At 62.7% G+C, this 24,000-nt stretch carries 18 protein-coding genes, 2 tRNA genes, 2 rRNA genes and 1 riboswitch (1 of these 23 only partly in view); of the genes, 12 read left to right on the top strand and 10 right to left on the bottom strand.

The window, feature by feature from the left end; all coding sequences use genetic code 11:
- Window positions 1-151 precede the first annotated feature (151 nt).
- On the top strand, window positions 152-1,720 hold the full coding sequence (locus XH92_RS38560; RefSeq protein WP_246788004.1) for a hypothetical protein: 1,569 nt from the start codon (window positions 152-154) through the stop codon (window positions 1,718-1,720).
- 224 nt (window positions 1,721-1,944) lie between these two features.
- Complete coding sequence (locus XH92_RS38555) at window positions 1,945-2,421, top strand: hypothetical protein (RefSeq protein ID WP_246788002.1); 477 nt, start codon at window positions 1,945-1,947, stop codon at window positions 2,419-2,421.
- Window positions 2,422-2,724: 303 nt separating this feature from the next.
- Here the strand turns inward: XH92_RS38555 and XH92_RS38550 are convergent, their stop codons facing one another.
- The 3 genes from XH92_RS38550 to XH92_RS38540 all read right to left on the bottom strand — a co-directional run bounded on the left by XH92_RS38550 (window position 2,725) and on the right by XH92_RS38540 (window position 5,711).
- Window positions 2,725-3,657 carry a prephenate/arogenate dehydrogenase family protein gene (locus XH92_RS38550; RefSeq protein ID WP_194456700.1) on the bottom strand — a complete coding sequence of 311 codons (933 nt, stop codon included), beginning with the start codon at window positions 3,655-3,657 and terminating at the stop codon, window positions 2,725-2,727.
- Window positions 3,658-3,665: 8 nt separating this feature from the next.
- A complete protein-coding gene (gene hisC / locus XH92_RS38545) occupies window positions 3,666-4,763 on the bottom strand; it encodes a histidinol-phosphate transaminase (protein ID WP_194456699.1) in 1,098 nt (365 codons plus the stop codon).
- A gap of 99 nt (window positions 4,764-4,862) precedes the next feature.
- A complete protein-coding gene (locus tag XH92_RS38540; protein ID WP_194456698.1) occupies window positions 4,863-5,711 on the bottom strand; it encodes a chorismate mutase in 849 nt (282 codons plus the stop codon).
- Between the two features lie 186 nt (window positions 5,712-5,897).
- Window positions 5,898-5,977, top strand: a riboswitch (SAM riboswitch).
- An 83-nt stretch (window positions 5,978-6,060) separates the two neighbouring features.
- Here XH92_RS38540 and XH92_RS38535 point away from each other — a divergent pair.
- Entirely contained in the window at window positions 6,061-7,266 is a 1,206-nt protein-coding gene (locus XH92_RS38535) for a homoserine O-acetyltransferase (protein WP_194456697.1), read from the top strand.
- On the top strand, window positions 7,263-7,925 hold the full coding sequence (metW, locus tag XH92_RS38530; RefSeq protein ID WP_050425612.1) for a methionine biosynthesis protein MetW: 663 nt from the start codon (window positions 7,263-7,265) through the stop codon (window positions 7,923-7,925). The genes XH92_RS38535 and metW overlap by 4 nt, the downstream gene beginning before the upstream one ends.
- A gap of 4 nt (window positions 7,926-7,929) precedes the next feature.
- On the opposite strand, the gene XH92_RS38525 is transcribed toward metW, so the two are convergent.
- Complete coding sequence (locus tag XH92_RS38525) at window positions 7,930-8,802, bottom strand: alpha/beta fold hydrolase (RefSeq protein ID WP_194456696.1); 873 nt, start codon at window positions 8,800-8,802, stop codon at window positions 7,930-7,932.
- A 241-nt stretch (window positions 8,803-9,043) separates the two neighbouring features.
- Between XH92_RS38525 and XH92_RS38520 the strand changes: the two genes are divergently transcribed.
- Entirely contained in the window at window positions 9,044-9,715 is a 672-nt protein-coding gene (locus tag XH92_RS38520; protein ID WP_194456695.1) for a TIGR02594 family protein, read from the top strand.
- Between the two features lie 81 nt (window positions 9,716-9,796).
- Here the strand turns inward: XH92_RS38520 and XH92_RS38515 are convergent, their stop codons facing one another.
- From XH92_RS38515 to XH92_RS38505, 3 genes are all read right to left on the bottom strand, one after another.
- Window positions 9,797-10,729: a YARHG domain-containing protein gene (locus XH92_RS38515; protein ID WP_194456694.1), complete on the bottom strand. Its 933-nt coding sequence runs from the start codon at window positions 10,727-10,729 to the stop codon at window positions 9,797-9,799.
- A 133-nt stretch (window positions 10,730-10,862) separates the two neighbouring features.
- Window positions 10,863-11,645 (bottom strand): MOSC domain-containing protein, encoded by a 783-nt coding sequence (locus XH92_RS38510; RefSeq protein WP_194456693.1) that lies wholly within the window; start codon window positions 11,643-11,645, stop codon window positions 10,863-10,865.
- A 56-nt stretch (window positions 11,646-11,701) separates the two neighbouring features.
- Complete coding sequence (locus tag XH92_RS38505) at window positions 11,702-12,217, bottom strand: GNAT family N-acetyltransferase (RefSeq protein ID WP_194456692.1); 516 nt, start codon at window positions 12,215-12,217, stop codon at window positions 11,702-11,704.
- 56 nt (window positions 12,218-12,273) lie between these two features.
- Here XH92_RS38505 and XH92_RS38500 point away from each other — a divergent pair, with 56 nt between their 5' ends.
- The 3 genes from XH92_RS38500 to XH92_RS38490 all read left to right on the top strand — a co-directional run bounded on the left by XH92_RS38500 (window position 12,274) and on the right by XH92_RS38490 (window position 16,481).
- On the top strand, window positions 12,274-12,837 hold the full coding sequence (locus XH92_RS38500; protein WP_194456691.1) for an XRE family transcriptional regulator: 564 nt from the start codon (window positions 12,274-12,276) through the stop codon (window positions 12,835-12,837).
- A gap of 299 nt (window positions 12,838-13,136) precedes the next feature.
- Complete coding sequence (gene clpB, locus XH92_RS38495; protein WP_194456690.1) at window positions 13,137-15,788, top strand: ATP-dependent chaperone ClpB; 2,652 nt, start codon at window positions 13,137-13,139, stop codon at window positions 15,786-15,788.
- 282 nt (window positions 15,789-16,070) lie between these two features.
- The gene (locus XH92_RS38490) at window positions 16,071-16,481 is read left to right on the top strand and encodes a hypothetical protein (RefSeq protein WP_194456689.1); all 411 of its coding nucleotides are present in this window, start codon (window positions 16,071-16,073) and stop codon (window positions 16,479-16,481) included.
- A gap of 4 nt (window positions 16,482-16,485) precedes the next feature.
- Here the strand turns inward: XH92_RS38490 and XH92_RS38485 are convergent, their stop codons facing one another.
- From XH92_RS38485 to XH92_RS38475, 3 genes are all read right to left on the bottom strand, one after another.
- The gene (locus XH92_RS38485; protein ID WP_194456688.1) at window positions 16,486-16,743 is read right to left on the bottom strand and encodes a hypothetical protein; all 258 of its coding nucleotides are present in this window, start codon (window positions 16,741-16,743) and stop codon (window positions 16,486-16,488) included.
- A gap of 94 nt (window positions 16,744-16,837) precedes the next feature.
- On the bottom strand, window positions 16,838-17,200 hold the full coding sequence (locus XH92_RS38480; protein WP_194456687.1) for an SPW repeat protein: 363 nt from the start codon (window positions 17,198-17,200) through the stop codon (window positions 16,838-16,840).
- Window positions 17,201-17,349: 149 nt separating this feature from the next.
- Window positions 17,350-19,413 carry a M23 family metallopeptidase gene (locus XH92_RS38475; protein WP_194456686.1) on the bottom strand — a complete coding sequence of 688 codons (2,064 nt, stop codon included), beginning with the start codon at window positions 19,411-19,413 and terminating at the stop codon, window positions 17,350-17,352.
- A gap of 1,017 nt (window positions 19,414-20,430) precedes the next feature.
- Between XH92_RS38475 and XH92_RS38470 the strand changes: the two genes are divergently transcribed.
- The 4 genes from XH92_RS38470 to XH92_RS38455 form a co-directional block, all read left to right on the top strand.
- Window positions 20,431-21,919: ribosomal RNA gene (locus XH92_RS38470) — 16S ribosomal RNA — on the top strand.
- A gap of 210 nt (window positions 21,920-22,129) precedes the next feature.
- Window positions 22,130-22,206 (top strand) — tRNA-Ile (locus XH92_RS38465).
- A gap of 35 nt (window positions 22,207-22,241) precedes the next feature.
- Window positions 22,242-22,317, top strand: a tRNA-Ala gene (locus XH92_RS38460).
- Between the two features lie 416 nt (window positions 22,318-22,733).
- A 23S ribosomal RNA gene (locus XH92_RS38455) occupies window positions 22,734-24,000 on the top strand (it continues 1,579 nt past the right edge of the window).
- Together the 16S and 23S rRNA genes with 2 tRNA genes alongside form the textbook arrangement of a ribosomal RNA operon.

Below are 24,000 nucleotides of genomic sequence, written 5' to 3'. Positions count from 1 at the left end.
ATCCCTCGCGCGCGATATCGCCAATTGCGGCAAACTATTCCCGTGGCCGCGATGAGAAAAACGTGACCGCAATATTGCGGGAGCCCGCGAATATCATTCCCCGAGTACCGCTCTCTCTCGCCTGAGGAAACAACCTCGTGTGGAGGAAGCGATGCGAATTCTCGGGGGAATTCTGCTCGGCAGCATGCTGTTGTCGGCAGGTCCAGCGTTGGCGGACGACGATGCGTCGGAGCTGAAGGCGCTGAAAGCACGTCTCAAGCAGCTCGAACAGAAAATGGAAGTGCAGGCGCGCAAGGAGGAGGTGCTGGCGGCAAGACAGAACGCAATGCAGAATACGCGGATGGCAGCCAAGGCGCCGGTGCCGTTCGATCCCTGCGCATCGGGCAAGCTCTGCTACAAGGGCGTCACCTTCACCTTCGGCGGCTGGGTCGATCTCACCGGCATCTATCGGACCCGCAATCTCGCTTCCGACACCGGCTCGGTCTACGCCTTCATTCCGTTCCCGCAGAGCAAGAACTTCAACACCGGCGAGTCGCGCTTCTCGGCGCGGCAGACCCGCTTCTCGGTGCTCGCGGAAGCCGAAGTGTTCGCCAACACCCGTGTCGCCGGCTACGGCGAAATGGACTTCGAAGGCGCCGCGCAGACCGCGAATTCGGTCGCCACCAACTCGTTCAACCCGCGGCTGCGGCAGGCCAGCGTCGAGGTCGATCGCACGGATCTCGGCCTGCATGTCCTGGCCGGTCAGAGCTGGTCGCTGAACGCGCCGAGCAAGGCCGGCATCGATCCGCGTTCGGTCGACGCGCCGGGCGTGATTGATTTCGAATCGGTGCCCGGCTTCCTCGCGGCGCGGCAGCCCGGCATTCGCGTCTGGCAGGACATCGGGCCCGAATTCAAGCTCGCGGTCTCGGCGGAAAATCCGCAGACGTCGTTCTTCGGCGGCAACACGCCGTTGGTAGGTACGCCCGCGGCCGGCCCGCAGGGCGTGCTCAATCCGAACCTCTTGGTCAACCTCACCGGGCCGGGCGGCAGCTTCTTCAACAACGCCAACAACGTCAGCCTCAATCACGTGCCTGACTTCACCGTGAAGGGTGCGTGGGATCCGCGGCTCGGGCCCTACAAGCTGCATGTCGAGGGCTGGGCGATGTATCGCGACTTCTACGATCGCTTCAACTTCGCCAATCACGACGTCAACACGGTGAGCTTCGGCGGGCATTTCTCGGCGGAGATCGTGCCGAAGGTCCTGGAATTGCAGGGCTCCGCGTCGCACGGCGCGCTCGGCCGCTTCACCGCCGCGCCGTTCCCGGATGCGACGGTGCGCCAGGACGGCTCGATCCAGCCACTGCCGATCACGGCGTTCCTGCTCGGCACGGTCTGGCACACGACGCCGTCGCTCGATCTCTATGCCTATGCCGGCCTCGAGAAGACCAAGGCGACGTTCTCCAATGTCGGCACGGTGCCGTTCGGCTACGGCAATCCGCTCTACAACAATCTCGGCTGCAACATCGAGAACTCGCCGGCGGCGACCTGCAACGGCAACACCGCCCAAGTCAGGCAATACACCGCCGGGTTCTACGACACGATCTTCAAGGGCGACTACGGAGCGATCAAGGCCGGCATCCAGTACTCCTACAACCAGCGCTTCGCCTTCGCAGGTGTCGGCGGCGCGCCGAAGACCGACGACCACATCGTCATGACCCAGATCCGCTATTACCCGTTCTAGTACATCGAGTGGCAATCGCGTGCTTCGGTACTGAGAGGGCTTGAGCCCATCAACCTCGTCTTGCGAGGAGCGATAGCGACGAAGCAATCCATATCTCCGCTTGCCGCGCGATGGATTGCTTCGTTCCGCTCGCAATGACGGGACAGATCGGTTCACAGCCTCTGTGGACCGAAGTGCTGGAAAGGACACCGCAGATGAGGATCGTGAGCAGAAAGGAGAGGGCCGTGATCGCCCGCGAGTTGATGATGGTCAGCCGTGCCGCGCATGTGCTGCAACGAACCGGTCTGGCGATGGCCGGTGCCATGGCCGGCACCTTCGTTGCCGCCCAGCTCGCGAAGGGGCACATCTCCTTCTTCGGTACGCTTGCCTTCATCGTGACGACGATCGTGATCGGCGCCGTCGGCTTCTACCTCGGCATCGATATTCCAAGGCCGGCCTTGCGCGCCACGGGGCGCATCGATGCCGTCGAGCTCATGAGCGCGGGCGGCATCTTCCTCGCCGCGCTGGCTGCACTGGTGTCGGTCTATGGCATCGTGTTCGACGAGATTCCGCCGCGTGCCTGGGAGTTCGTGATCGGCTCGTGGTGGTTCGGCGGCATCGTCATGCTGGCAACCGCCGGCCTCGTCGGCCGCCAGCGCCTAACACAGAAGGTTGCGCCGATATCGACAGGCCCGATCCGGGATCAGCGGTTGCGACGGTGAGTGCCGTCGCTGCCTTGCGGCCCGTGGGTGCGATCGGCACCCGGTTTTCCCTGCGCCCTCTGTTCGAAGAGCGGCGTGACGAAAGGCAAGGCTCGGACAATTCATGTCGCGAAAATGCGGACGCTTTGATTCATAGGCGGCACCACACACTCGCTGTCGTCCTGGCGAAAGCCAGGACCCATTACCCCGAGTGCCCGTTGTTGCACGACGTTGGGGCCGGAATCCCGTTCACAACCAAATGCGGTGGTTATGGGTCCTGGCTTTCGCCAGGACGACCAAGTAGAGGAAGCCGCGTGCCTGATCTTACTTCTTCAAATTCGCATGCGGCCGGCCGAAATCCGGCGCGGCGGAATCCTGGCCGATCTCGACGATGCCGCGGCGGATGGCGCGGGTGCGGGTGAAGTGGTCGAACAGTGCTTCGCCGTCGCCGCGCCGGATCGCGCGGGTGAGCTTCGACAGATCCTCGGTGAAGGTGCCGAGCATCTCGAGCACGGCGTCCTTGTTGGCGAGGAACACGTCGCGCCACATCGTCGGGTCCGAGGCCGCGATGCGGGTGAAGTCACGGAAGCCGCCGGCGGAGAACTTGATGACTTCGGATTCCGTCACCTGCGCCAGCTCGTCGGCGGTGCCGACGATGGTGTAGGCGATCAGATGCGGCAGATGGCTGGTGATCGCGAGCACGAGGTCATGATGATCCGGCGTCATGATCTCGACCTTGGCGCCGAGTGCGGCCCAGAACGCGCGCAGCCGGTCGGTCGCGGCTGGATCGGTGCCTTCGGGCGGGGTCAGGATGCACCAGCGGTTGATGAATAGCTCGGCGAAGCCGGAATCCGGGCCCGAATGCTCGGTGCCGGCCACTGGATGCGCCGGCACGAAATGTACGCCGCCGGGCAGATGCGGCCCCATGTCCTTGACCACGGCGCCCTTCACCGAGCCGACGTCGGAGATGATGGCGCCGGGCTTGAGATGGCCGGCGATCTCGGCCGCGACCGGACCGCAGGCGCCGACCGGGATGCAGAGGATGACGAGATCGGCATCCCTGACCGCCTCGATGTTGGTCTCGACGACGCGATCGACGATGCCGAGCTCGGCGACGCGCGCGCGCGTCTTCGAAGAGCGCGCGGTGGTGACGATCTCGCCGACGAGGCCCTGCGCGCGCGCGCCGCGCGCGATCGAGCCGCCGATCAGGCCGAAGCCGATCAGTGCGATGCGGTTGAAGAGCGGAGCCGTGGTCACGTCGGTGTTCACTTTCCACCTAAGAAGTCGCGCAGGCCCTCGACCACGAGGCGGTTGGCTTCCTCGGTGCCAATGGTCATGCGCAGCGCGTGCGGCAGCTTGTAATTGTTGAGCGCGCGCAGCACGAGGCCGCGCCGCGTGAGATAGGCGTCGGCTTCCGCCGCGGTCCTGCCCTTGTCGGTCGGGAAGTGGATCAGCACGAAATTGGCGACGCTCGGCGTCACCTTGAGCCCGAGCTTGCCGATCTCCTCGGTCAGCCAGTTGCGCCACTGTTCGGTGTGGGTCCGCGACATCTGCACATGCGCGGTGTCCTCGATCGCCGCCACCGCGGCCAGCATCGCCGGCGTCGTGACGTTGAACGGACCGCGAATGCGGTTGCAGGCATCGACGATATGCGCCGGGCCGAACATCCAGCCGACCCGCAGCGCGGCAAGGCCGTGGATCTTCGAGAAGGTGTGCGTCACCACCGTGTTGTCGGTGGTCGCGACCAGCTCGATGCCGAGCTCGTAGTCGTTGCGCGAGACGTAGTCGGCGTAAGCCGCGTCGAGCACCAGCAGCACATGCGAGGGCAGGGCGGCGCGCAGCCGCTTGACCTCGTCGAACGGGATGTAGGTGCCGGTCGGATTGTTCGGGTTGGCGAGCCAGACCAGCTTGGTCTTCGGCGTCACCACCTTGAGGATGGCGTCGACATCGGCGGTGAAATTGGTCTCGGCCGCGATCACGTTCCTGGCGCCGTTCGCCATGGTGGCGATCGGGTAGACCAGGAAGCCATGGGTGGTCGAGATCGCTTCGTCGCCGGGGGCGAGATAGGTGTGCGCCAGCAGATTGAGGATCTCGTCGGAGCCGGCGCCGCAGATGATGCGGTCGGGATCGAGCCCGTAGGCGCGGCCAATCGCCTCGCGCAGCACGCGCGAGGTGCCCTCCGGATAGTCCTCGAGATGGTCAGCCGCGGCCTTGTAGGCCGCGATCGCCTTCGGCGACGGGCCGAACGGCGTCTCGTTGGCGGACAGCTTGAACACCTTGCGGCCCGGTTCCGGCACCGGGCTCTTGCCGGGCGTATAGGGCGCAATATCGAGGATGCCGGGGTTCGGCACGGGGCGGGACATTATCAACTCCGAACAGAGCGTTTTCGAGCGAAGTGGACACCGGTTCGCGTGAAGAAAACGCGTCAAAACAAAAGCCTGGACGGACGGCTGGCTCTTACTTCAGGTCCTGGCCGATCCGTTAGAGGGCACCGTATAGCGCGTTGCGTGGCTGCCGACGAGGGCCGACGAGCGGACCGAGGCGCCGGCCTCAATCAAGGCCAGCTTGATCTTCTCGAAGTCTTGCCCGGTGACCGAGACCAGGAGGGCAGCACCGTCGAAGGCGGTGTCGGGGACCGCGACGATCTCGGCGAGCGGGGCCAGCGCACGGGCGACATCGGCGTTCCAGCCGGAGACGCGCACGCTCCACATCTCGACCTCGGTCACCATGGCGTCGTCGGCGACCCGCGAGATCAGGAATACCGGCAGCGCGGCGGGATGGTCGGCGCGTTCGAGGAACGGCAGCCGCGCGATGATCTTCGGCGCGCCATCGGCCTCGAGCGCATTCCACCACGGCGTACGGCTCGCGATCGCGGAGACCAGCGCGAGGTCGCCCTTCGATTTCGCCACCGCCTCGATCGCGGCCTGGGCGCTGAAATGCGAGACGTAGGGCACCACGAAGCCGAAGTGAAACCGCGCCGAGTCGCGCATCGCGGACTCGCCGACCGAAACATCGGCGTGCACTGCGAACGGCGCCTGCACGTAGGTGAAGGTCGAGATGATGACGCGCCAGATGCTCTCGATGGTGTCGAGCGGCAGGATGCCGCGATGACGCCGCACCAGCTCGCGCATCATGCTGGCCTCGCGCGCGGGGCGGAACGCCGAGCCGACCTCCTGGGTCTTCTTGACCTGGATCAGGCGGTCGATGATGTCGCCGCGCGCCATCAGCAGGCGGTGAACCTGCTCGTCGATCGCATCGATCTCCTTGCGCAGCTCCTGCAGCGAGGGCGGCGACGGGGGTGGGTTGGACATGCTCTCAAACCTTGTCGTCCGGGCGGCCCGACGCCGTGCCGGACAGGGTCCCTGATTAGGAAAGACGGGCAGCGAAAGCAAAGAGAAACGTCGCAGGCGTGCCCTGCGCATTCGGTTAACCATCGGCGCCCGGCGAGGGGACGTTCGCTGGCCGCCTTGACGACGGGGGGCCTGAGGACTAGGTTCGCTGCACTCCGTGGTCATTTGAGCCGGCCGGCTTGCAGCCACGTTAAACAACTCGCTAAACAGGCCGGGGACAGATCAGCTCCCGGCCGAACCTTGTTCAGGCCGGGTTTTTTATGGCCTGATTTCTGTTCGAGCCCTCCCGCGCGGAGGCAGGGTCGCCTAGATGAGCAACGTGCGTCCGATACCGAGCCCGCAAACCCAGAGCGATGATCGCGCCCACGAGGCCGATCATCCGTCGTCATTGCTGGCGAAGTTCGGCACGGATCAGCCGCTGAAGCTGGATTGCGGCGTCGATCTCGCACCGTTCCAGATCGCCTATCAGACCTACGGCCGGCTCAATGCCGACAGGTCCAACGCGATCCTGATCTGCCATGCGCTGACCGGCGATCAGCATGTCAAAAACACCCATCCCGTCACCGGCAAGCCCGGCTGGTGGGACACCATGGTCGGCGCCGGCAAGCCGATCGATGCCGACAAATACTTCATCATCTGCTCCAACGTGATCGGCGGCTGCATGGGCTCGACCGGGCCTGCGTCGCTGAATCCTGCGACGGGCAAGGTGTGGGGGCTCGATTTCCCGATCATCACGATCCCCGACATGGTGCGCGCGCAGGCGATGCTGATCGATCGTCTCGGCATTTCGACGCTGTTCTGCGTGGTCGGCGGCTCGATGGGCGGCATGCAGGTGCTGCAATGGACCGCCGCCTATCCCGAGCGTGTGTTCTCGACGCTCGCGATCGCCTGCTCGACGCGGCATTCGGCGCAGAACATCGCGTTCCACGAGCTCGGCCGTCAGGCCGTGATGGCCGATCCGGACTGGCGCGGCGGCCGCTATGTCGACGAGGACACCCATCCGCATCGCGGGCTCGCGGTGGCGCGGATGGCCGCGCACATCACCTATCTGTCGGACGCCGCGCTGCATCGCAAGTTCGGGCGGCGGATGCAGGATCGCGAGCTGCCGACCTTCTCGTTCGATGCTGATTTCCAGGTCGAGAGCTATCTGCGCTATCAAGGCTCGTCCTTTGTCGAGCGCTTCGACGCCAACAGCTATCTCTACCTGACCCGTGCGATGGACTATTTCGACATCGCCGCCGACCACAACGGCGTGCTGGCGAAGGCGTTCACCGGCATCCAGACGCGGTTCTGCGTGGTGTCGTTCACCAGCGACTGGCTGTTTCCGACCTCGGAATCGCGCGCGCTGGTGCACGCGCTGAACGCGTCGAGCGCACGGGTGTCGTTCGCCGAAATCGAGACCGATCGCGGCCACGACGCGTTTCTGCTCGACGTGCCGGAATTCCTCGAAATCTCCCGCGCCTTCCTGCTGGCTGCGGGCAAGGCGCGCGGATTGAAGGACGACGGCCAGTCATGAGCATGCAGCAGACATTGCCCTTGCCGGGCGTCGCGCCGGAGCGGACCGGCGGCTATCGCAGGGATCATCTCCTGGTCGCCGAGATGGTGCGGCCGGGCTCGCGCGTGCTCGACGTCGGCTGCGGCGACGGCGAATTGCTGCAGCTGCTGGAGAGCCGCGGCATCGACGGCCGCGGCATCGAATTGTCGCGCGAGGGCGTCAACGGCTGCGTCGCCAAGGGCCTCGCGGTGGTGCAGGGCGATGCCGACACCGACCTCGTCAACTATCCCGATGACGCATTCGACTACGTCATCCTGTCGCAGACCTTGCAGGCGACGCGGCAGCCCAAGGTGGTGCTGGAGAATCTGCTGCGGATCGGCCAGCGCGCCATCGTCTCGTTCCCGAATTTCGGGTTCTGGAAAATGCGGCTGCAGCTTTTGATCGGCGGCCACATGCCGCGCACCGAGAATCTGCCGGCGAGCTGGTACGACACCTCGAACATCCATTTCTGCACCATCAAGGATTTCGTGGAGCTCTGCGAGCAGATCAACGTCAAGATGGAGCGCGCGGTCGCGCTCGATCTCTACGGCCGCCCGGTGCCGCTCAACCTGCCCTGGTGGGTGTGGAACATGTTCGGCGAGCAGGGCGTGTTCCTGCTCAGCCGCGGCGGTGGGAAGTGACGGCTTACACCGGCGCTGCCACCAGCGACCGCGGATCGCGCACCGGCCAGCGGCCGGCCTCGACCAGCGTGATGAAGCGCTCGACCATCTCGTTGAACAGCGCCGGCTCCTCGAGATTGAGCACGTGGCCGGACTTCGGGAAGAAGGCGAGGCCGGCGGCCGGCAGATGCTGCTTCAGGAACATGCTGGGCGCGATGCAATTGTCGTCCTCGTCGCCGCACAGGATCAGCGCCGGCGTCGCCGCGCGCTTGATGGCGTCGGTCATGGTGTAGATCGAGGGCCTGCCGCCCTGGAAGCTGCGCATCGTGTTGGCCGAGCCCTTGGCGTCATGGCGGGCGAGCGCGGCGTAGAAATCGGCGTGGCCGCGCGGGTCCTTGACCAGGAACGGGATCCGGCTCGGCGCCTCGCGCGTCACCTTGGCGACCTCGACCGAGCCAATGCTCTCGTATTGCTCGGCATTGGCGCGGCACTGCGCGCGGAAGGCATCGAGATTCTCGAGGCTGGAGCCGGAGCCGACCGCGGCCAGCGTCATCGACAGTGCGCGCTCCGGCGCGTTGAGCGCGACCTGCAGCGAGGAATAGGAGCCCATCGAGAGGCCGACGAAATGCGCCTTGGCGATGCCGAGATGGTCGAGCACCGCGAGCGCGTCGGTGTAGAAATGCTTGTAGGTGTAGACCTCGGCGCTCGCAGGTACCTCCGAGGGCGTATAGCCGCGCGCCGAATAGGCGATGCAGCGGTGGCCGCGCGTGAAGTAGCGCATCTGCGGCTCCCAGTTGGTGTGATCAGCTGCGAACTCGTGCAGGAAGATGATCGGGGTGCCGCTGCCGGCCTCTTCGAAATGAAGGCGGACATTATCTTTCGTGACGGCGTGGGGCATTAAAATCTCCTCTCGTTGGCCGCGCTCAGATTTGCAATTAATTTCCGCGGCTGCAATGCGGCAGTTCTGGCTATTTTCGTCATGGAATTTGCGCGGAATGACCCAGAAATCGTTTCCGCAACGCCGCATGAAATCTTCCTCGCGCCACATCCCGATTTACAAAACCACCGCCGTGTTCCCTTGCGTGTTCTCTTGGGATCGCGACGGGGAGTTTGGGGCGTTTCAGAGGATCTCGTGAAGTATGGTTCAGTTGCTTGCGTATCGCCGGTCGCTTCGTGTTTTGGCGCTGGCTCTGTGTTCGCTCACTCTCGCCGTCGTTTCGGTTTCTTCGGCTTCCGCCCGTCCGCGTCATTCGCATCACGCGCATTCGCCCCATGCGGGTCATCACGCGCGCCATTCTGGTCATCATCACTATCGGCACACCGCGCGGCTGTCGCGCGCCGAGCGTCGCGCACAGGCGGAGGCGGGTGGTGACTTCACCGAGGCCAATGCGGCCGTGTTGCCGGGCAACGCTGAGTCCGTGCCCAATACCGGCGGCGTCAGCGAGGCGAGTGGATTCGGCTCATCGGGGATCGTCGCCACGGCGCGCCGCTATCTCGGCGGCGGCAACCCGACCGGGCGCTCCAGCCTGTGGTGCGCGCGCTTCATGAACATGGTGTTGCAACAGACCGGCCATCGCGGCACCGGCTCCGACATGGCGAGCTCGTTCGCCAAATACGGTACGCGCGTGTCGGGGCCGCAGGTCGGCGCCATCGCCGTGATGGGCCGCCGCGGCGGCGGTCATGTCGGCATCATCACCGGCGTCGATGCCAAGGGCAATCCGATCATGATCTCGGGTAACAGCAGCCACCGCGTTCGCGAACTGCCGGTCTCGCGCGGCCGGATCTATGCCTATGTGATGCCGGCGAATTGATCAGGGACTGGCCACCTCGCTCCTGAGAATGGGGCAGGTGGCCATACGCGGTCCGGGGTCAACCGATACTGCCGGCTGGCCTCACTTCTCGTGCTCCGTCGCCTCGATCGTGTCGACGTTGGTCGTCTCGAGGTTGCTCAGGGGGACTTCGACCGCAGCGGGTTGATACCAGGCGAATTGCGAGAAGTAGTTCGCGAGCACCTGATCCTTGAAGAACCGGCCATGCCGCGCGAAAATCTCGTTTCGTGCGATGCGCAGCTCGATCGCCGACATGTCCTTGAGATCGGCCTCACTCAGAAATCGTCGATCGGAATCAGGAAAGAGAAAGCCGTCATGCGCCTTGGCGCGCTGCGTGACGGAGGCCGGAACGGCGGGCGGCGTCGTGCGCCCGACGGTGGTCTGATCGTCCGGTCCGCCTGACTTCACCACCGTATGTTCGAACGCGGGCCCGATGGTCCAAACCGCCAGCGCCAAAGCTGCGGCGGCGAGGCCTGCGCCATACTTCCAGTAGCGCTTGATCGGCGAAACCTGACGTAGCGGCGACCGCCCGGCTTCATTCAGGACCTCGTTGATCGTGTCGATCAGGCGGGTCATGTGCATGCGAAAATCCTGACCCGAGTCGACCCGGGCAGCGTTGCAGAAGTGCAGGAAGCGAAGCGATTCCGGCAGCTCGGCGGCCTCAGGCATGGTTGCGCCGTTCACCAGCAGCGGCAGCAGCGTCTTGTTGTGCTTCAGCGCCGTTTCGATCTCGAAGCGCACAGAATCTGCGGGATCCTCCAGACGCGCAGGTTTCCCATCGTCGGTCTTGCCGATCCAATGCGGACCGATCACCGCGATGACGATGTCGCAGGCGACGATGGCCTTGGCGATCCGGTCGACGAAGTTGGCGCCGGTGCGAATGCTGTTGACGTCGAAGAAGACGGATTTCTCACCGTACTTCTCGATCAGATGGTCGGCGATGCGGCCCGCTGTGTCCTGATCGACCCGCCGGTACGAAACCATGATCATGCTCATGGCAACCCCGTGCAATCAATTTCGACAAATTTGCTGCAATTCAAAATGTCGAGTGAAGTCTATTGCACGCAACCGAACATTGCAATGCGATGCGCGTAATGCCGTCTTCGAGGAATACGGAACCTGGCGTGACCTAGTGCGGTTCCGCGGCAATCGTGTCGCCGACAGCCGCACCGCCATCGCTGATGATCTCGGCGTAGATGCCGCATTCATTGTTGCCGAAGCGCTGCATCAGCGTGTTCGGGACCGAGAGGTCGCGCGCGCCGGTGTCGGGATCGACATTGACCGCAGCACAACGTGTGATCCGCTTCACAACTTTTGCCCGCGCGCTTCCGATCGCAATGGTCTGGTCGAGCAGGCTGGCCTCATGCCAGGCCGGCCAGCCCTCGACATAGAGGTTGGCGCGGAAGCGCAGCGGATGCACCGGCGCCTGCACCATCTCCTCGATTGCCCGCAGGCTCGCCAGATTGATGATCGACACCACCTTGCGCGGCACGTCGGAAAAACTGTGCCCGGGGCTGACCAGCACTTTGGGCGGTCCCTTGATCTGGCCGGCGTGACGATCGGCGAAATAGCGCTCGATCGCCGCGCGCCCGGCTTCCGTCTCGAGATCGCCCTGGGCCACCATCGCGCCATCCCGGCGCAAGGTCAGCACGTGACTGTCATCGTCGAACTGGGCGCGCAGCGGCGCCAGCCACTCGTCCCGTTGCAGCATCAGGAAGTGCGGTTTCGGCAGCCATTTCGGCGCCGATGAATCAAAGCCGCTCGGGCCGTTTTCGATTGCGTAGCGGCGATCCGAGCGCAGCGTCTCGCCGACCTTGAGTTCGGCGCGCGGCAGCGGCTCGGGCGTGAGGCCCTTGACGGGGTAGCGGTAGATGCCGGTGATCCGGGCGGAGGAGGTGTGCGTCGTGTCCATCCGCCCGCTCTAGCCTGTTTGGTGCGCGAGGAGAACCGCCGCCAACGCCAAGGCAGCTAGTCGGGCCGCGCCGCGCCCGGGGTGTCCAGCATGCGCTGCATGAACACGAGTTCGAGCCAGCGGCCGAACTTGCGCCCGACCTCCGGCATCCGCGCGACCTCGACAAAGCCAGCCTGCGCGTGCAGCCGGAGCGAGGCGGGATTGCCGCCGTCGATGCCGGCGATCATGACGTGCTTGCCGAGCGCGGTGGCCGCGGCGATCAGCTCGTCGACGATGACCCGGCCGAGCCCGCGGCCGCGATGATCGGCGTGGACATAGACGCTGTGCTCGACGCTGTAGCGGTAACCCGGGAAGGCCCGAAAATCGCCGAATGTGCCGTACCCAAGAACCACAGAGCCTTCGGCCGCGACCAGCACCGGGTAGCCCAGCGCCAGCCGGGCCTGCATCCAGGCCAGCCGTTCGGCGTCGGAATCCTGCTTCTCCGTCCAGATCGCGTTCGAGTTGGCGACCGTCTCATTGAAGATCGCGGTGATCGCAGGAATGTCCTGCTCGGTGGCGGGGCGGATAATCATCGGTGGTTCCTTGACGAGCCTCTTGAACGACCCTATCGTCTACTATATAAGACGGTATGTCAATTATAGAAGACAAGGCCGATGAGGCTCTCGGGCGGCGGGTTCGCGCCGAACGGGAGGGGCGCGGCTGGTCGCTGGCGGAACTCGCCGGGCGGGCAGGCGTGTCCAAGGCCATGCTGAGCAAGATCGAGCGGGCGGAGGCCAGCCCGACGGCGGCGACGCTGTCGCGGATCGCCACGGCCTATGGCCTGACCATGGCCGCGCTGTTCGAGGTTGCCTCAGCCGGTTCCCGCCTGCAGCGGGCCAAGGATCAGCCGGTGTGGCGCGATCCCAAGGCGGCCTATCTGCGGCGGCAGGTATTCCTGCATCCGGCCAATCCGCTGGAGCTGGTCGAGGTCGAGCTGCCTGCCAACCAGGAAGCCGGCTTCCCCGCCAGCGCCTATCACCTGGTCCGTCAGGTGGTGTGGGTGATCAGCGGCCGCCTCACCTTGATGGAAGGGGCGGAGCGCCACGAGCTCGCTGCGGGTGACCGCGTCGAGCTCGGGCCGCCGTCGGACATCGTCTTCCGTAACGAAACTGCTCAGCCCTGCCGCTACCTTGTCGCCATCGTACGGCGCTGAGCTCCACCGGGTGAAATCGCAGATCGTGGCTCTTCCGTTTCGGAACCAAGTGCCCACATCTGCGGCAAGCCTGAAAAATGATGGCGACGACCAGAGGCTGGTTGAGGAACGTCAACGCGGCCCGCGGAAACCCAATGAAGATGCCGGAACCATGCCTTCGCGCGTGGTCCGCGAAAGTGTGTGCGGTTTCGCGACAAGACCACGCGCAAACTTAAAGTTTGGGCGCGATCGGACGCAAAACCGGTGCCCACTTTTGCTGATCGCGCCCCGGGTGGTGACGGCAGGCCGAGGGAAAACGAATGAACATTGAGAAGTACACCGAGCGCTCGCGCGGATTCATCCAGTCTGCCCAATCGCTCGCAATGCGCGACGGTCACCAGCAGTTCTCACCCTTGCATCTGTTGAAGGTGCTGCTGGACGACAATGAGGGGCTCGCCGGCGGTCTGATCGACCGTGCTGGCGGCAATTCCAGAGCAATCCTGAAAGCGACCGAAGAGGCGCTGAACAAGCTGCCCAAGGTCTCGGGCAATGGCGCCGGACAGGTCTACCTGTCGCCGGAGCTGGCGCGCGCCTTCGACGCGGCGGAAAAGGCCGCCGACAAGACCGGCGACAGCTTTGTCACCGTCGAGCGATTGCTGCTCGGGCTCACGCTCGAGAAGGGCAGCGAGGCGGCTTCTATCCTGAGCAAGGGCGGCGTCACCGCGCAGAACCTGAATGCGGCGATCGAAGCGCTGCGCAAGGGCCGCACCGCTGATAGCGCGACCGCCGAGAACGCCTATGACGCGCTGAAGAAATATGCACGCGACCTGACCCAGGCTGCGCGCGACGGCAAGCTCGACCCGGTGATCGGCCGTGACGAGGAGATCCGCCGCACGATTCAAGTTCTGTCGCGGCGGACCAAGAACAATCCCGTCCTGATCGGTGAACCCGGCGTCGGCAAGACCGCGATCGTCGAGGGTCTGGCGCTGCGCATCCTCAATGGCGATGTGCCCGAGAGCCTGAAGGACAAGAAGCTGCTGTCGCTCGACATGGGCGCCTTGATCGCCGGCGCGAAATACCGCGGCGAGTTCGAGGAGCGGCTGAAATCCGTGCTGCAGGAGGTCTCGTCCGCCGAGGGCGGCATCATCCTGTTCATCGACGAGATGCACACGCTGATCGGCGCCGGCAAGACCGACGGCGCGATGGACGCGTCCAACCTCCTGAAGCCTGCGCTCGCACGCGGTGAGCTGCACTGTATCGGTGCGACCACGCTCGACGAGTACCGCAAGCATGTCGAGAAGGATGCGGCGCTGGCCCGCCGGTTCCAGCCGATCTATGTCAGCGAGCCGACGGTCGAGGACACCATCTCGATCCTGCGCGGCCTGAAGGACAAATACGAGCAGCATCATGGCGTGCGCATCACCGACTCCGCGTTGGTGGCCGCGACCACGCTGTCGAACCGCTACATCACCGACCGTTTCCTGCCCGACAAGGCCATCGATTTGATGGACGAGGCGGCGGCGCGGCTGAAGATGCAGGTCGATTCCAAGCCGGAAGAACTCGATTCGCTGGACCGCGACATCATCCGGCTGAAGATCGAGCAGGAGGCGCTGAAGAAGGAGTCCGATGCCGGCTCGAAGGGCCGCCTGCAGACCCTGGAGAAGGAGCTTGCCGATCTTGAGGAGCGGTCGGCGGCGCTGACGGCGCGTTGGAGCGCGGAGAAGAACAAGCTCTCCAATGCCCAGAAGCTGAAGAGCGAACTCGATGCGCTCCGCGTCGAGCTGGCCAATGCGCAGCGACGCGGCGAATTCCAGAAGGCGGGCGAGCTGGCCTATGGCCGGATTCCCGAGCTGGAGCGGAAGCTTGCCGACATCGAAGCGCAGGCGAGCAGCAAGCAGAGCGGCGGCGAGATGATGGAGGAGGCGGTCACCGCCAATCACATCGCGCAGGTCGTCTCGCGCTGGACCGGCGTGCCGGTCGACAAGATGCTCGAAGGCGAAAAGGACAAGCTCCTGAAGATGGAGGATGCACTCGCCAAGCGCGTCGTCGGCCAGGCCGAAGCCGTGCGTGCGGTGGCAACCGCCGTGCGCCGTGCCCGCGCCGGCCTGCAGGATCCGAACCGGCCGACCGGCTCGTTCATGTTCTTGGGCCCCACTGGCGTCGGCAAGACCGAGCTGACCAAGGCGCTCGCCGCTGACCTGTTCAACGACGAGACCGCGATGGTCCGCCTCGACATGTCCGAGTTCATGGAGAAGCACTCGGTCTCGCGGCTGATCGGCGCGCCTCCCGGCTATGTCGGCTACGACGAGGGTGGCGCACTGACCGAAGCGGTTCGGCGCCGGCCCTACCAGGTCGTGCTGTTCGACGAGATCGAGAAGGCGCATCCCGACGTCTTCAACGTGCTGTTGCAGGTGCTCGACGACGGCCGCCTGACCGATGGTCAGGGCCGCACCGTCGACTTCCGCAACACGCTGATCATCATGACCTCGAACCTCGGTTCGGAATTCCTGGTGAATCAGCCGGAAGGCGAGGACACCGCGGCGGTTCGCGATCAGGTGATGGGCGTCGTGCGGGCGCATTTCAGGCCGGAATTCCTGAACCGCATCGACGAGATCATCCTGTTCCACCGGCTGCAACGGAACGAGATGGGCCGTATCGTCGAGATCCAGTTCGCGCGACTGACCAGGCTGCTCGAGGATCGCAAGATCGAGCTCACGCTCGATGCAAAGGCGCGGGATTGGCTCGCGGAGAAGGGCTGGGATCCGGCTTACGGCGCCCGCCCGCTGAAGCGGGTGATCCAGCGCAGCGTGCAGGACCCGCTGGCCGAGATGATCCTCGCCGGCGAGGTCAAGGACGGCGATCGCGTGGTGATCTCGGAGAAGGGCAATGTGCTGACCTTCAACGGTCAGGTGTCCAAAACTGCCGAGATCGTGCAGTTCGATGCTCCGGTCTCGAAGCGCAAGCTGAACTGAGCATCCCTAGCGAAACCGGATGCGGGCCGGCGACGGGCCGCATCCGCGACAATGGGCCGTCGCGACGGAGTTCCTGTTCGGCGGCCCGTTTTGTGGGCCCGAATTAATGAAACCGCCTCTGGACGGCGTTCGTTTTCATCCTGAATGATCGGCTGGCGTGGCAACGTCCCGCGCAGCTGCAAAGGGAAGCATTCGGCCCGAATTGCATCGCTGATTCGCGCGCCACCTTGCATCATCCTGCAAAGCCACGCCGCCGGTCGCCCTCAGCAGAAGGCGAATCGCATGAGCAGAGACCTCATCGCCCATAACCGGCCCGTCTATGACGATCTTCATCCCCGCGTTTACGGCGCAGCCGCGGGCTTGGTCGCATGGTTCGTGCTGTCGGCCTGGATCTTGTTCGACCGCCAGAACGAGGTGGAACTGTCGCTGATGTTCGTCAGCGTCTTGCTGTTTGTCGCGGTGTTCCTGCCGTGGCTGCTGTCGCAGATCTGGCAGAGATACGACTACCGGCATGACCCGCATCCGCGATCGATCCCGTTCCGCGAGTGGCGGAAGGGCGAATTCGCAGTCTGGGGCAGCACGATCAACAGTACCCATGCCACGATCGACATGTTGTTGCCGCTTGCCGCCGTCGCGTTCGGCCTGACCGCGATCGGGATCGTCTTCCTGATCTGCGCAAGTCTCGCGCCGTAAGCGCTCATTCCTGCGGGGCGATGGGCGGTGACGGCTCGTCGTCCGCGCTGGGCTCGAGTTCCGACAGGATGTCGACCAGCTCGCGGGCGCGGCCAGTGGCCAGCGGCCTGCCGTCATTCATCAGCGGCTCGTCATTGGCGAGCCAGGCCTGCGCCTCGGCCAGCTCAGCGACCGTTGCGCCCGATGCGATGATCTTGGCAATCGTGACATCGTCGGCGTGGCCGACGGCTTTCAACACGTCGTCACGGGTGAGCTGCGTCATGGTGCAAATCCTCGTGCATATTTTCGTTGAGCACGACCAAACCCTCGCCCGCCGGCGATCCGCGCCAGCGGGCAGGGATGCATCGTTTCAAGCCTCAGCTGTGCGTTGTGAGCCGAGGCGGATGCTGGGACATTGCCCAGAGCTCGATCGCCGCAAGGACTGCGACGGCGACGCCGATCACGACATGTACGGTCGTCGCGGTGGTCATTGCTTGGAAACCAAGGACCCAGGGCGAGACCAGCGCCCAAAGCCCGACGATGAGGTTCAGCCACTCCTCCCAGACCGCGAATGCCGCGAGCGCGGCGATCGCAAGGATCGCCATCACGAGGCCGACGATGTGGGCGTTGGTGGAAACCATTCCGGCGTCGAACTTGAGCAGCCACGGCGAGAGGAAGAGAAGCGCGCCGAGGATCAGGTTTGCGACGTCGCACAGTTTTGCGTTCGTCCAGTTCTCCATGACACCCTCCATTGGAGGTTTCACTGATAAATCAACTGGATGATGGCCGTTCGGGTTCCCGTCCTACGGCGCGAAATTTGTTGAAACCGGCGACGTGACGGCCCGGAAGCGGCATCGCATCTGACCGGACGGACCGGCCCCTTGCAGCATCAGCGGTTGGTGATGGAGCGGGTCTGCGACGTCGAGCCCGTGGCATCGGAGACGATGCGCGAGCTGCCGCGGCTGGACATCTGGGCTTCGATCCCGTCGCGCGCCTTCTCGAAATTGGCCAGCATCGGGCCTTCGAGTGAGCGGCCGCGCGGCAGTTTCACGCGCATCGGATCGACGAATCGGCCGTTGACCAGGATTTCGTAGTGGACGTGCGGGCCGGTCGACTGGCCGGTCGAACCGACAAAGCCGATCACCTGGCCCTGCCGAACTTTCTTGCCGATCTCCATGCCCTTGGCGAAGGCCGACATGTGGCCGTAGGCCGTCTCGTAGCCATTGGCATGCTTCATGCGGATGTATTTGCCGTAACCGCCCTCGTATCCGACCTTCTCGAGCACGCCATTGCCGGAAGCGAAGATCGGCGTGCCGTAGGCGGTGGCCCAGTCGACGCCGGTGTGCATCTTCACATAGCCGAGGATCGGGTGGCGGCGGCCGCCGAAGCCCGAACGCATGATCGCGTTGTTGACCGGCTTACGCACCAGGAACTTCTTCGCGCTTTTGCCGGTCTCGTCATAGTAGTCGACGAGGCCGTCGTCCGAGCTCTGGAATCGGTAGTATTTCTTGGTTTCGCCGCCGACGGTCAGCGCGGCGTAGAGCACTTCGGTCTTTTCGGTGCTGGTGACGCCCTCGTCCTCGCCGGCAAAGAACACGTCGAACGAGTCGCCGGGCTGGACCTTGCGCTGGAAATCGACGTCATAGGAGTAGATCTTGACCATGTCTTCGATGACGGTCGGCGGCACCTTGTTGCGCAGCGCGGTCTCGTAAATGCTCTGATAGAGCCGCACGCCGCTGCCATCATCCTCGTCATCGTCGCTCGAATTGTCGGCGGTGTCGGTCGTGGTGTTCATGCTCTGCACGTCGACGGCGACGTATTTGCCGAGATCGGACAGGGCGGCGACGGCTTCCACGATCGAATCGTTGGCGACGATGACGCGATAGGGCTGCAGCCGGGCGCCCGGCGCTGCCGGCGCCATCAGGATGCGCACCTTCTGGCCTTCCTTCAGGCCGCCATCGCGGCCGCGCGGGCCGAGCGTCGCGGCGATTGCCTTCGCCTCGTCGGGCGTTGCGCCCTGATCGCGCAGGATCGAGGTGATGCTGTCGCCCTTCTTGACGAGGTGAACCCGCTCACCGACCGGATTGCCGCCGGTGACCTGCTCCTTGGTCTTCGGCAGCAGGGTGACATTCTCCGGCACCACACGGGTCTCGAAGCCCGCATAGGGATCGGAGGTATTGCCCTCGGTGGCGTAGGCCATCCGCATGTCGGGGCCGGCGCCGGTGGCGTCGGCCGCGGCATTGGCGAGCGAGGCGTAGCGCACCGAGCCGCCGGAGCCGCGCCAGTTGGCGGCATCGCGCACCCGCATCAGGATATCGTCGAGCGCGACAACGGCGGCGAGCTTGGCTTTCGGCAGCACGGACCCGAGATCCTTGGTGACGAAAGAAACTTCGGCGTCGGGCTCGGCGGCGTCTGCCGCATTCGGATCCTCGGCCGCGGCCGGCGTGTCGGAGCCGACGTCGGTCAACAGACGCTGTGCATTGAAGGCAGGTATTTTCGACGACAGATCACTCGTGGTCATCGAGAGATTGCCGGAAATCCGGATGAAGGGCCGCACCCGCATCACGTCGCGATTGCCGACGCGGGTCACGGTCGACACGCGCACCAGGCTGCGGGAGGCGGAGGATTCGTTCGGCGGCGGCAGGCGGTCGCCCTTGTGCAGGCTGACGACCCGATCATTGCCGGTGAAGGCACCGCGCAGCGCGCCTTCGACGCGCTCCGGCACCTTGGCGAAGGTCATCTCGCCGTCGAGCGACGCAAAAACGGCGCCGCCGATCAGGGCCGCGCCACATAGTCCGGTCAGAATGGTGCCGCTGAACCATTGTACGGAAACACGGCGGCGATCGATCACCGCAGCCTCGGTGCCGTCGACTGAAAGCGGCGGTTCGTGACCGAGATCGATCATCCCGGTCTCGCGCCCAATGCCGCTTCCGCGTGACGCACGTTGGCTCAACCCGATATCCCCCCAAATTCCAGCAACTGCGATCGACCTCTGCTCGTCCTTGTCCCCGCCTTCATCCCCGGAAGAGGAATCCCGGCAGTGTGGCGAGCCACACGCATCGAAATCGAGAAGCCGATGGCCATTAGCTAGCCGCGATCTCGAACGTCAATGGTGTGCAGATCTCTCGATGTTGCTCGGCCGCGAAGGGAAGAGGCGACGGGTTCTTGGAGAAAATCGCCTGGTCCCCCAGAAAAACCACCCGAGCCCCCACAGGTTACGAGCGGTTCAATGCATTCGTTATAGCGAGAACGTCGCAGGATTGTGGCTCAAGTGCGGCATTTGAGGTGGAAAAGCTTGCCTGGAGGCAGGTCGATGCCGCCGCCCGGCCCGGGCGGCTGGAACCCGGTCCGGAGGGCCTCACGGGGCTCCCCGGCGCCAAACTTTTTTGAAGTTTTTTTTGAAGTTTTTTACCGCGAGGGCTGGGTGACGAATTTTTACCTCCGACCTAAGCCACGGAAAGCACGAGAATTTCTTCGCACTGCACAAGCGATTTGAGCGTGCGACGATTTGTTGACAATGGGCGTTGACAATCCCGAGGGGTGGGGACTATAAACCAACCACTGAGCGCGGCGCCGCCGGGTCACTGACCAAGGCGAGCGAACGCGCCTCTGATGCTCCTCACTTAGATGAGTGACACAACAACCGACATAAATCGGTTGAGGTTCACTGTCGGTCGGTGAAGGGTAGAACCACCCTCTAAGGGTGTGGGGTCATCCGATCCCGGGCTGTTTGACAAGTGAAGATGAAGAAAGAGAAACGTGGACGGCGGAGTCCTTGCGTCTCTCGGAATACTTGAAAGCTTCGGCTTTTGACTTCTGAGAGTGGACGAAAGACTTCGGCGGTACACGTTTTAAAGGTTACACCATCGCTGCCAACGATGTGAATCGCAGGCGGCTCGTTGACTTCGGTCGACGAAGAATGGTGGGACCTCGTCAAACGTTGTGATCAGCCGGTTCAAGGTTTCAAGTCCAACTTGAGAGTTTGATCCTGGCTCAGAGCGAACGCTGGCGGCAGGCTTAACACATGCAAGTCGAGCGGGCATAGCAATATGTCAGCGGCAGACGGGTGAGTAACGCGTGGGAACGTACCTTTTGGTTCGGAACAACTGAGGGAAACTTCAGCTAATACCGGATAAGCCCTTACGGGGAAAGATTTATCGCCGAAAGATCGGCCCGCGTCTGATTAGCTAGTTGGTGAGGTAATGGCTCACCAAGGCGACGATCAGTAGCTGGTCTGAGAGGATGATCAGCCACATTGGGACTGAGACACGGCCCAAACTCCTACGGGAGGCAGCAGTGGGGAATATTGGACAATGGGCGCAAGCCTGATCCAGCCATGCCGCGTGAGTGATGAAGGCCCTAGGGTTGTAAAGCTCTTTTGTGCGGGAAGATAATGACGGTACCGCAAGAATAAGCCCCGGCTAACTTCGTGCCAGCAGCCGCGGTAATACGAAGGGGGCTAGCGTTGCTCGGAATCACTGGGCGTAAAGGGTGCGTAGGCGGGTCTTTAAGTCAGGGGTGAAATCCTGGAGCTCAACTCCAGAACTGCCTTTGATACTGAAGATCTTGAGTTCGGGAGAGGTGAGTGGAACTGCGAGTGTAGAGGTGAAATTCGTAGATATTCGCAAGAACACCAGTGGCGAAGGCGGCTCACTGGCCCGATACTGACGCTGAGGCACGAAAGCGTGGGGAGCAAACAGGATTAGATACCCTGGTAGTCCACGCCGTAAACGATGAATGCCAGCCGTTAGTGGGTTTACTCACTAGTGGCGCAGCTAACGCTTTAAGCATTCCGCCTGGGGAGTACGGTCGCAAGATTAAAACTCAAAGGAATTGACGGGGGCCCGCACAAGCGGTGGAGCATGTGGTTTAATTCGACGCAACGCGCAGAACCTTACCAGCCCTTGACATCCCGGTCGCGGACTCCAGAGACGGAGTTCTTCAGTTCGGCTGGACCGGAGACAGGTGCTGCATGGCTGTCGTCAGCTCGTGTCGTGAGATGTTGGGTTAAGTCCCGCAACGAGCGCAACCCCCGTCCTTAGTTGCTACCATTTAGTTGAGCACTCTAAGGAGACTGCCGGTGATAAGCCGCGAGGAAGGTGGGGATGACGTCAAGTCCTCATGGCCCTTACGGGCTGGGCTACACACGTGCTACAATGGCGGTGACAATGGGATGCTAAGGGGCGACCCTTCGCAAATCTCAAAAAGCCGTCTCAGTTCGGATTGGGCTCTGCAACTCGAGCCCATGAAGTTGGAATCGCTAGTAATCGTGGATCAGCACGCCACGGTGAATACGTTCCCGGGCCTTGTACACACCGCCCGTCACACCATGGGAGTTGGTTTTACCTGAAGACGGTGCGCTAACCGAAAGGGGGCAGCCGGCCACGGTAGGGTCAGCGACTGGGGTGAAGTCGTAACAAGGTAGCCGTAGGGGAACCTGCGGCTGGATCACCTCCTTTCTAAGGATGGTTCTTCAGCGAGCTCACGCTCACTATCGAACCGTTTTAGAAACATTCAGGGGCCAACAGTTTCAGGATTGTTGAGCTCCATTGGCGGGATTTCGCCGTCTTCGTTTCTCTTTCTTCGCGGACGAACACGCGCCAGGGGCTGAGCGCTGTGCGGTGCATCGACTTCACGTCGGATGCGCGCCGGCATGTCTCTCGTGTTAGGGGCTTGTAGCTCAGTTGGTTAGAGCGCGCGCTTGATAAGCGTGAGGTCGGAAGTTCAAGTCTTCCCAGGCCCACCATTTTGATCGAGTGCGGAGCATTCGTCTTCTGGTACGGGGCCATAGCTCAGCTGGGAGAGCGCGTGCTTTGCAAGCATGAGGTCGTCGGTTCGATCCCGTCTGGCTCCACCAGATGGAATTGAAGCTCGAGTATGCTTCGTCAATATCGTCCGCGAAACATCACTTCGCACTCATTGGTCCGGATGGACGGTGACGTGCGTGTTTTCTGACATCGTAAAGAGGAGATCGATCCGAGTTTGGATCAAGCGAAGCAATTCGCCTGAACCATTCATTATCTCCGGGATCATTTCGGCGCTCGCGCATCGCAGTTCATCGCAAGATGAGTGAGGTGAGCGGGTTGTAAATGATCCCTTTTAGCGAAGCTTGACCGCCTCGCTATCGGGCCGATCTTACGAAGCAAGCTGGTCTTTCTAGTCAATGTCCGGCTGTGCAATCGCATTCATCGAGGATGCGCGCCTGAGACTTCGGTCTTTGGGCAATTGTGCAGACAACATTCTGCCGAGTGTGTGGACATTGATAATGAGAGCAATCAAGTGCCTTAAGGGTGTTCGGTGGATGCCTTGGCGCTGAGAGGCGATGAAGGACGTGCTACGCTGCGATAAGCCGTGGGGAGCTGCGAAGAAGCTTTGATCCACGGATTTCCGAATGGGGAAACCCACCTTCGATAGCCGGAACTCCAAGACCTTGTGTTTTGGGGTTCGACCAGAAATGGAAGAAATCAGACCGCGAGGTTTTGGATTTCCGGTTATCAAGAGAAGGTATGAGACTTCCGAATAAAATAGGAGGTTTTAAGCAAACCCAGGGAACTGAAACATCTAAGTACCTGGAGGAAAGGACATCAATCGAGACTCCGTTAGTAGTGGCGAGCGAACGCGGACCAGGCCAGTGATACATCAAAGACAATCGGAACCTGTCAGGAAAGCAGGGCCTCAGAGGGTGATAGCCCCGTACGAGTAATGCGATGATGTATCCACGAGTAAGGCGGGACACGTGTAATCCTGTCTGAACACGGGGGGACCACCCTCCAAGCCTAAGTACTCCTCAGCGACCGATAGCGAACCAGTACCGTGAGGGAAAGGTGAAAAGCACCCCGACGAGGGGAGTGAAATAGACCTGAAACCGGACACCTACAAACAGACGGAGCCCAAGATACGTTCTGGGTGACGTCGTACCTTTTGTATTATGGGCCAGCGACTTAATTTAACGAGCAAGCTTAAGCCGATAGGCGAAGGCGCAGCGAAAGCGAGTCTGAATAGGGCGTCAAGTTCGTTGTATTAGACCCGAAACCTAGTGATCTAGCCATGAGCAGGTTGAAGGTGAGGTAACACTCACTGGAGGACCGAACGGGTGCCTGTTGAAAAAGGCTCCGATGACTTGTGGTTAGGGGTGAAAGGCCAATCAAACTGGGAAATAGCTGGTTCTCCGCGAAAGATATTTAGGTATCGCCTCGGATGAATACCTCAGGGGGTAGAGCACTGGATGGGCTAGGGGGACTTACCGTCTTACCAAACCCAACCAAACTCCGAATACCTGAGAGTACTATCCGGGAGTCACACGGCGGGTGCTAACGTCCGTCGTGGAGAGGGAAACAACCCGGACCTACAGCTAAGGCCCCTAATTCGTGGCTAAGTGGGAAAGGATGTGGAAATCCCAAAACAACCAGGAGGTTGGCTTAGAAGCAGCCATCCTTTAAAGAAAGCGTAACAGCTCACTGGTCTAAATAAGGGTTTCTGCGCCGAAGATGTAACGGGGCTCAAGCCACGAGCCGAAGCTTAGGGTGTGATCCGCAAGGGT

This window comes from Bradyrhizobium sp. CCBAU 53421 (genome assembly GCF_015291625.1).
Taxonomy (GTDB): domain Bacteria; phylum Pseudomonadota; class Alphaproteobacteria; order Rhizobiales; family Xanthobacteraceae; genus Bradyrhizobium.
Note: the sequence above shows the minus strand (reverse complement) of the source record. Positions and strands in the feature narration are given on the sequence as shown.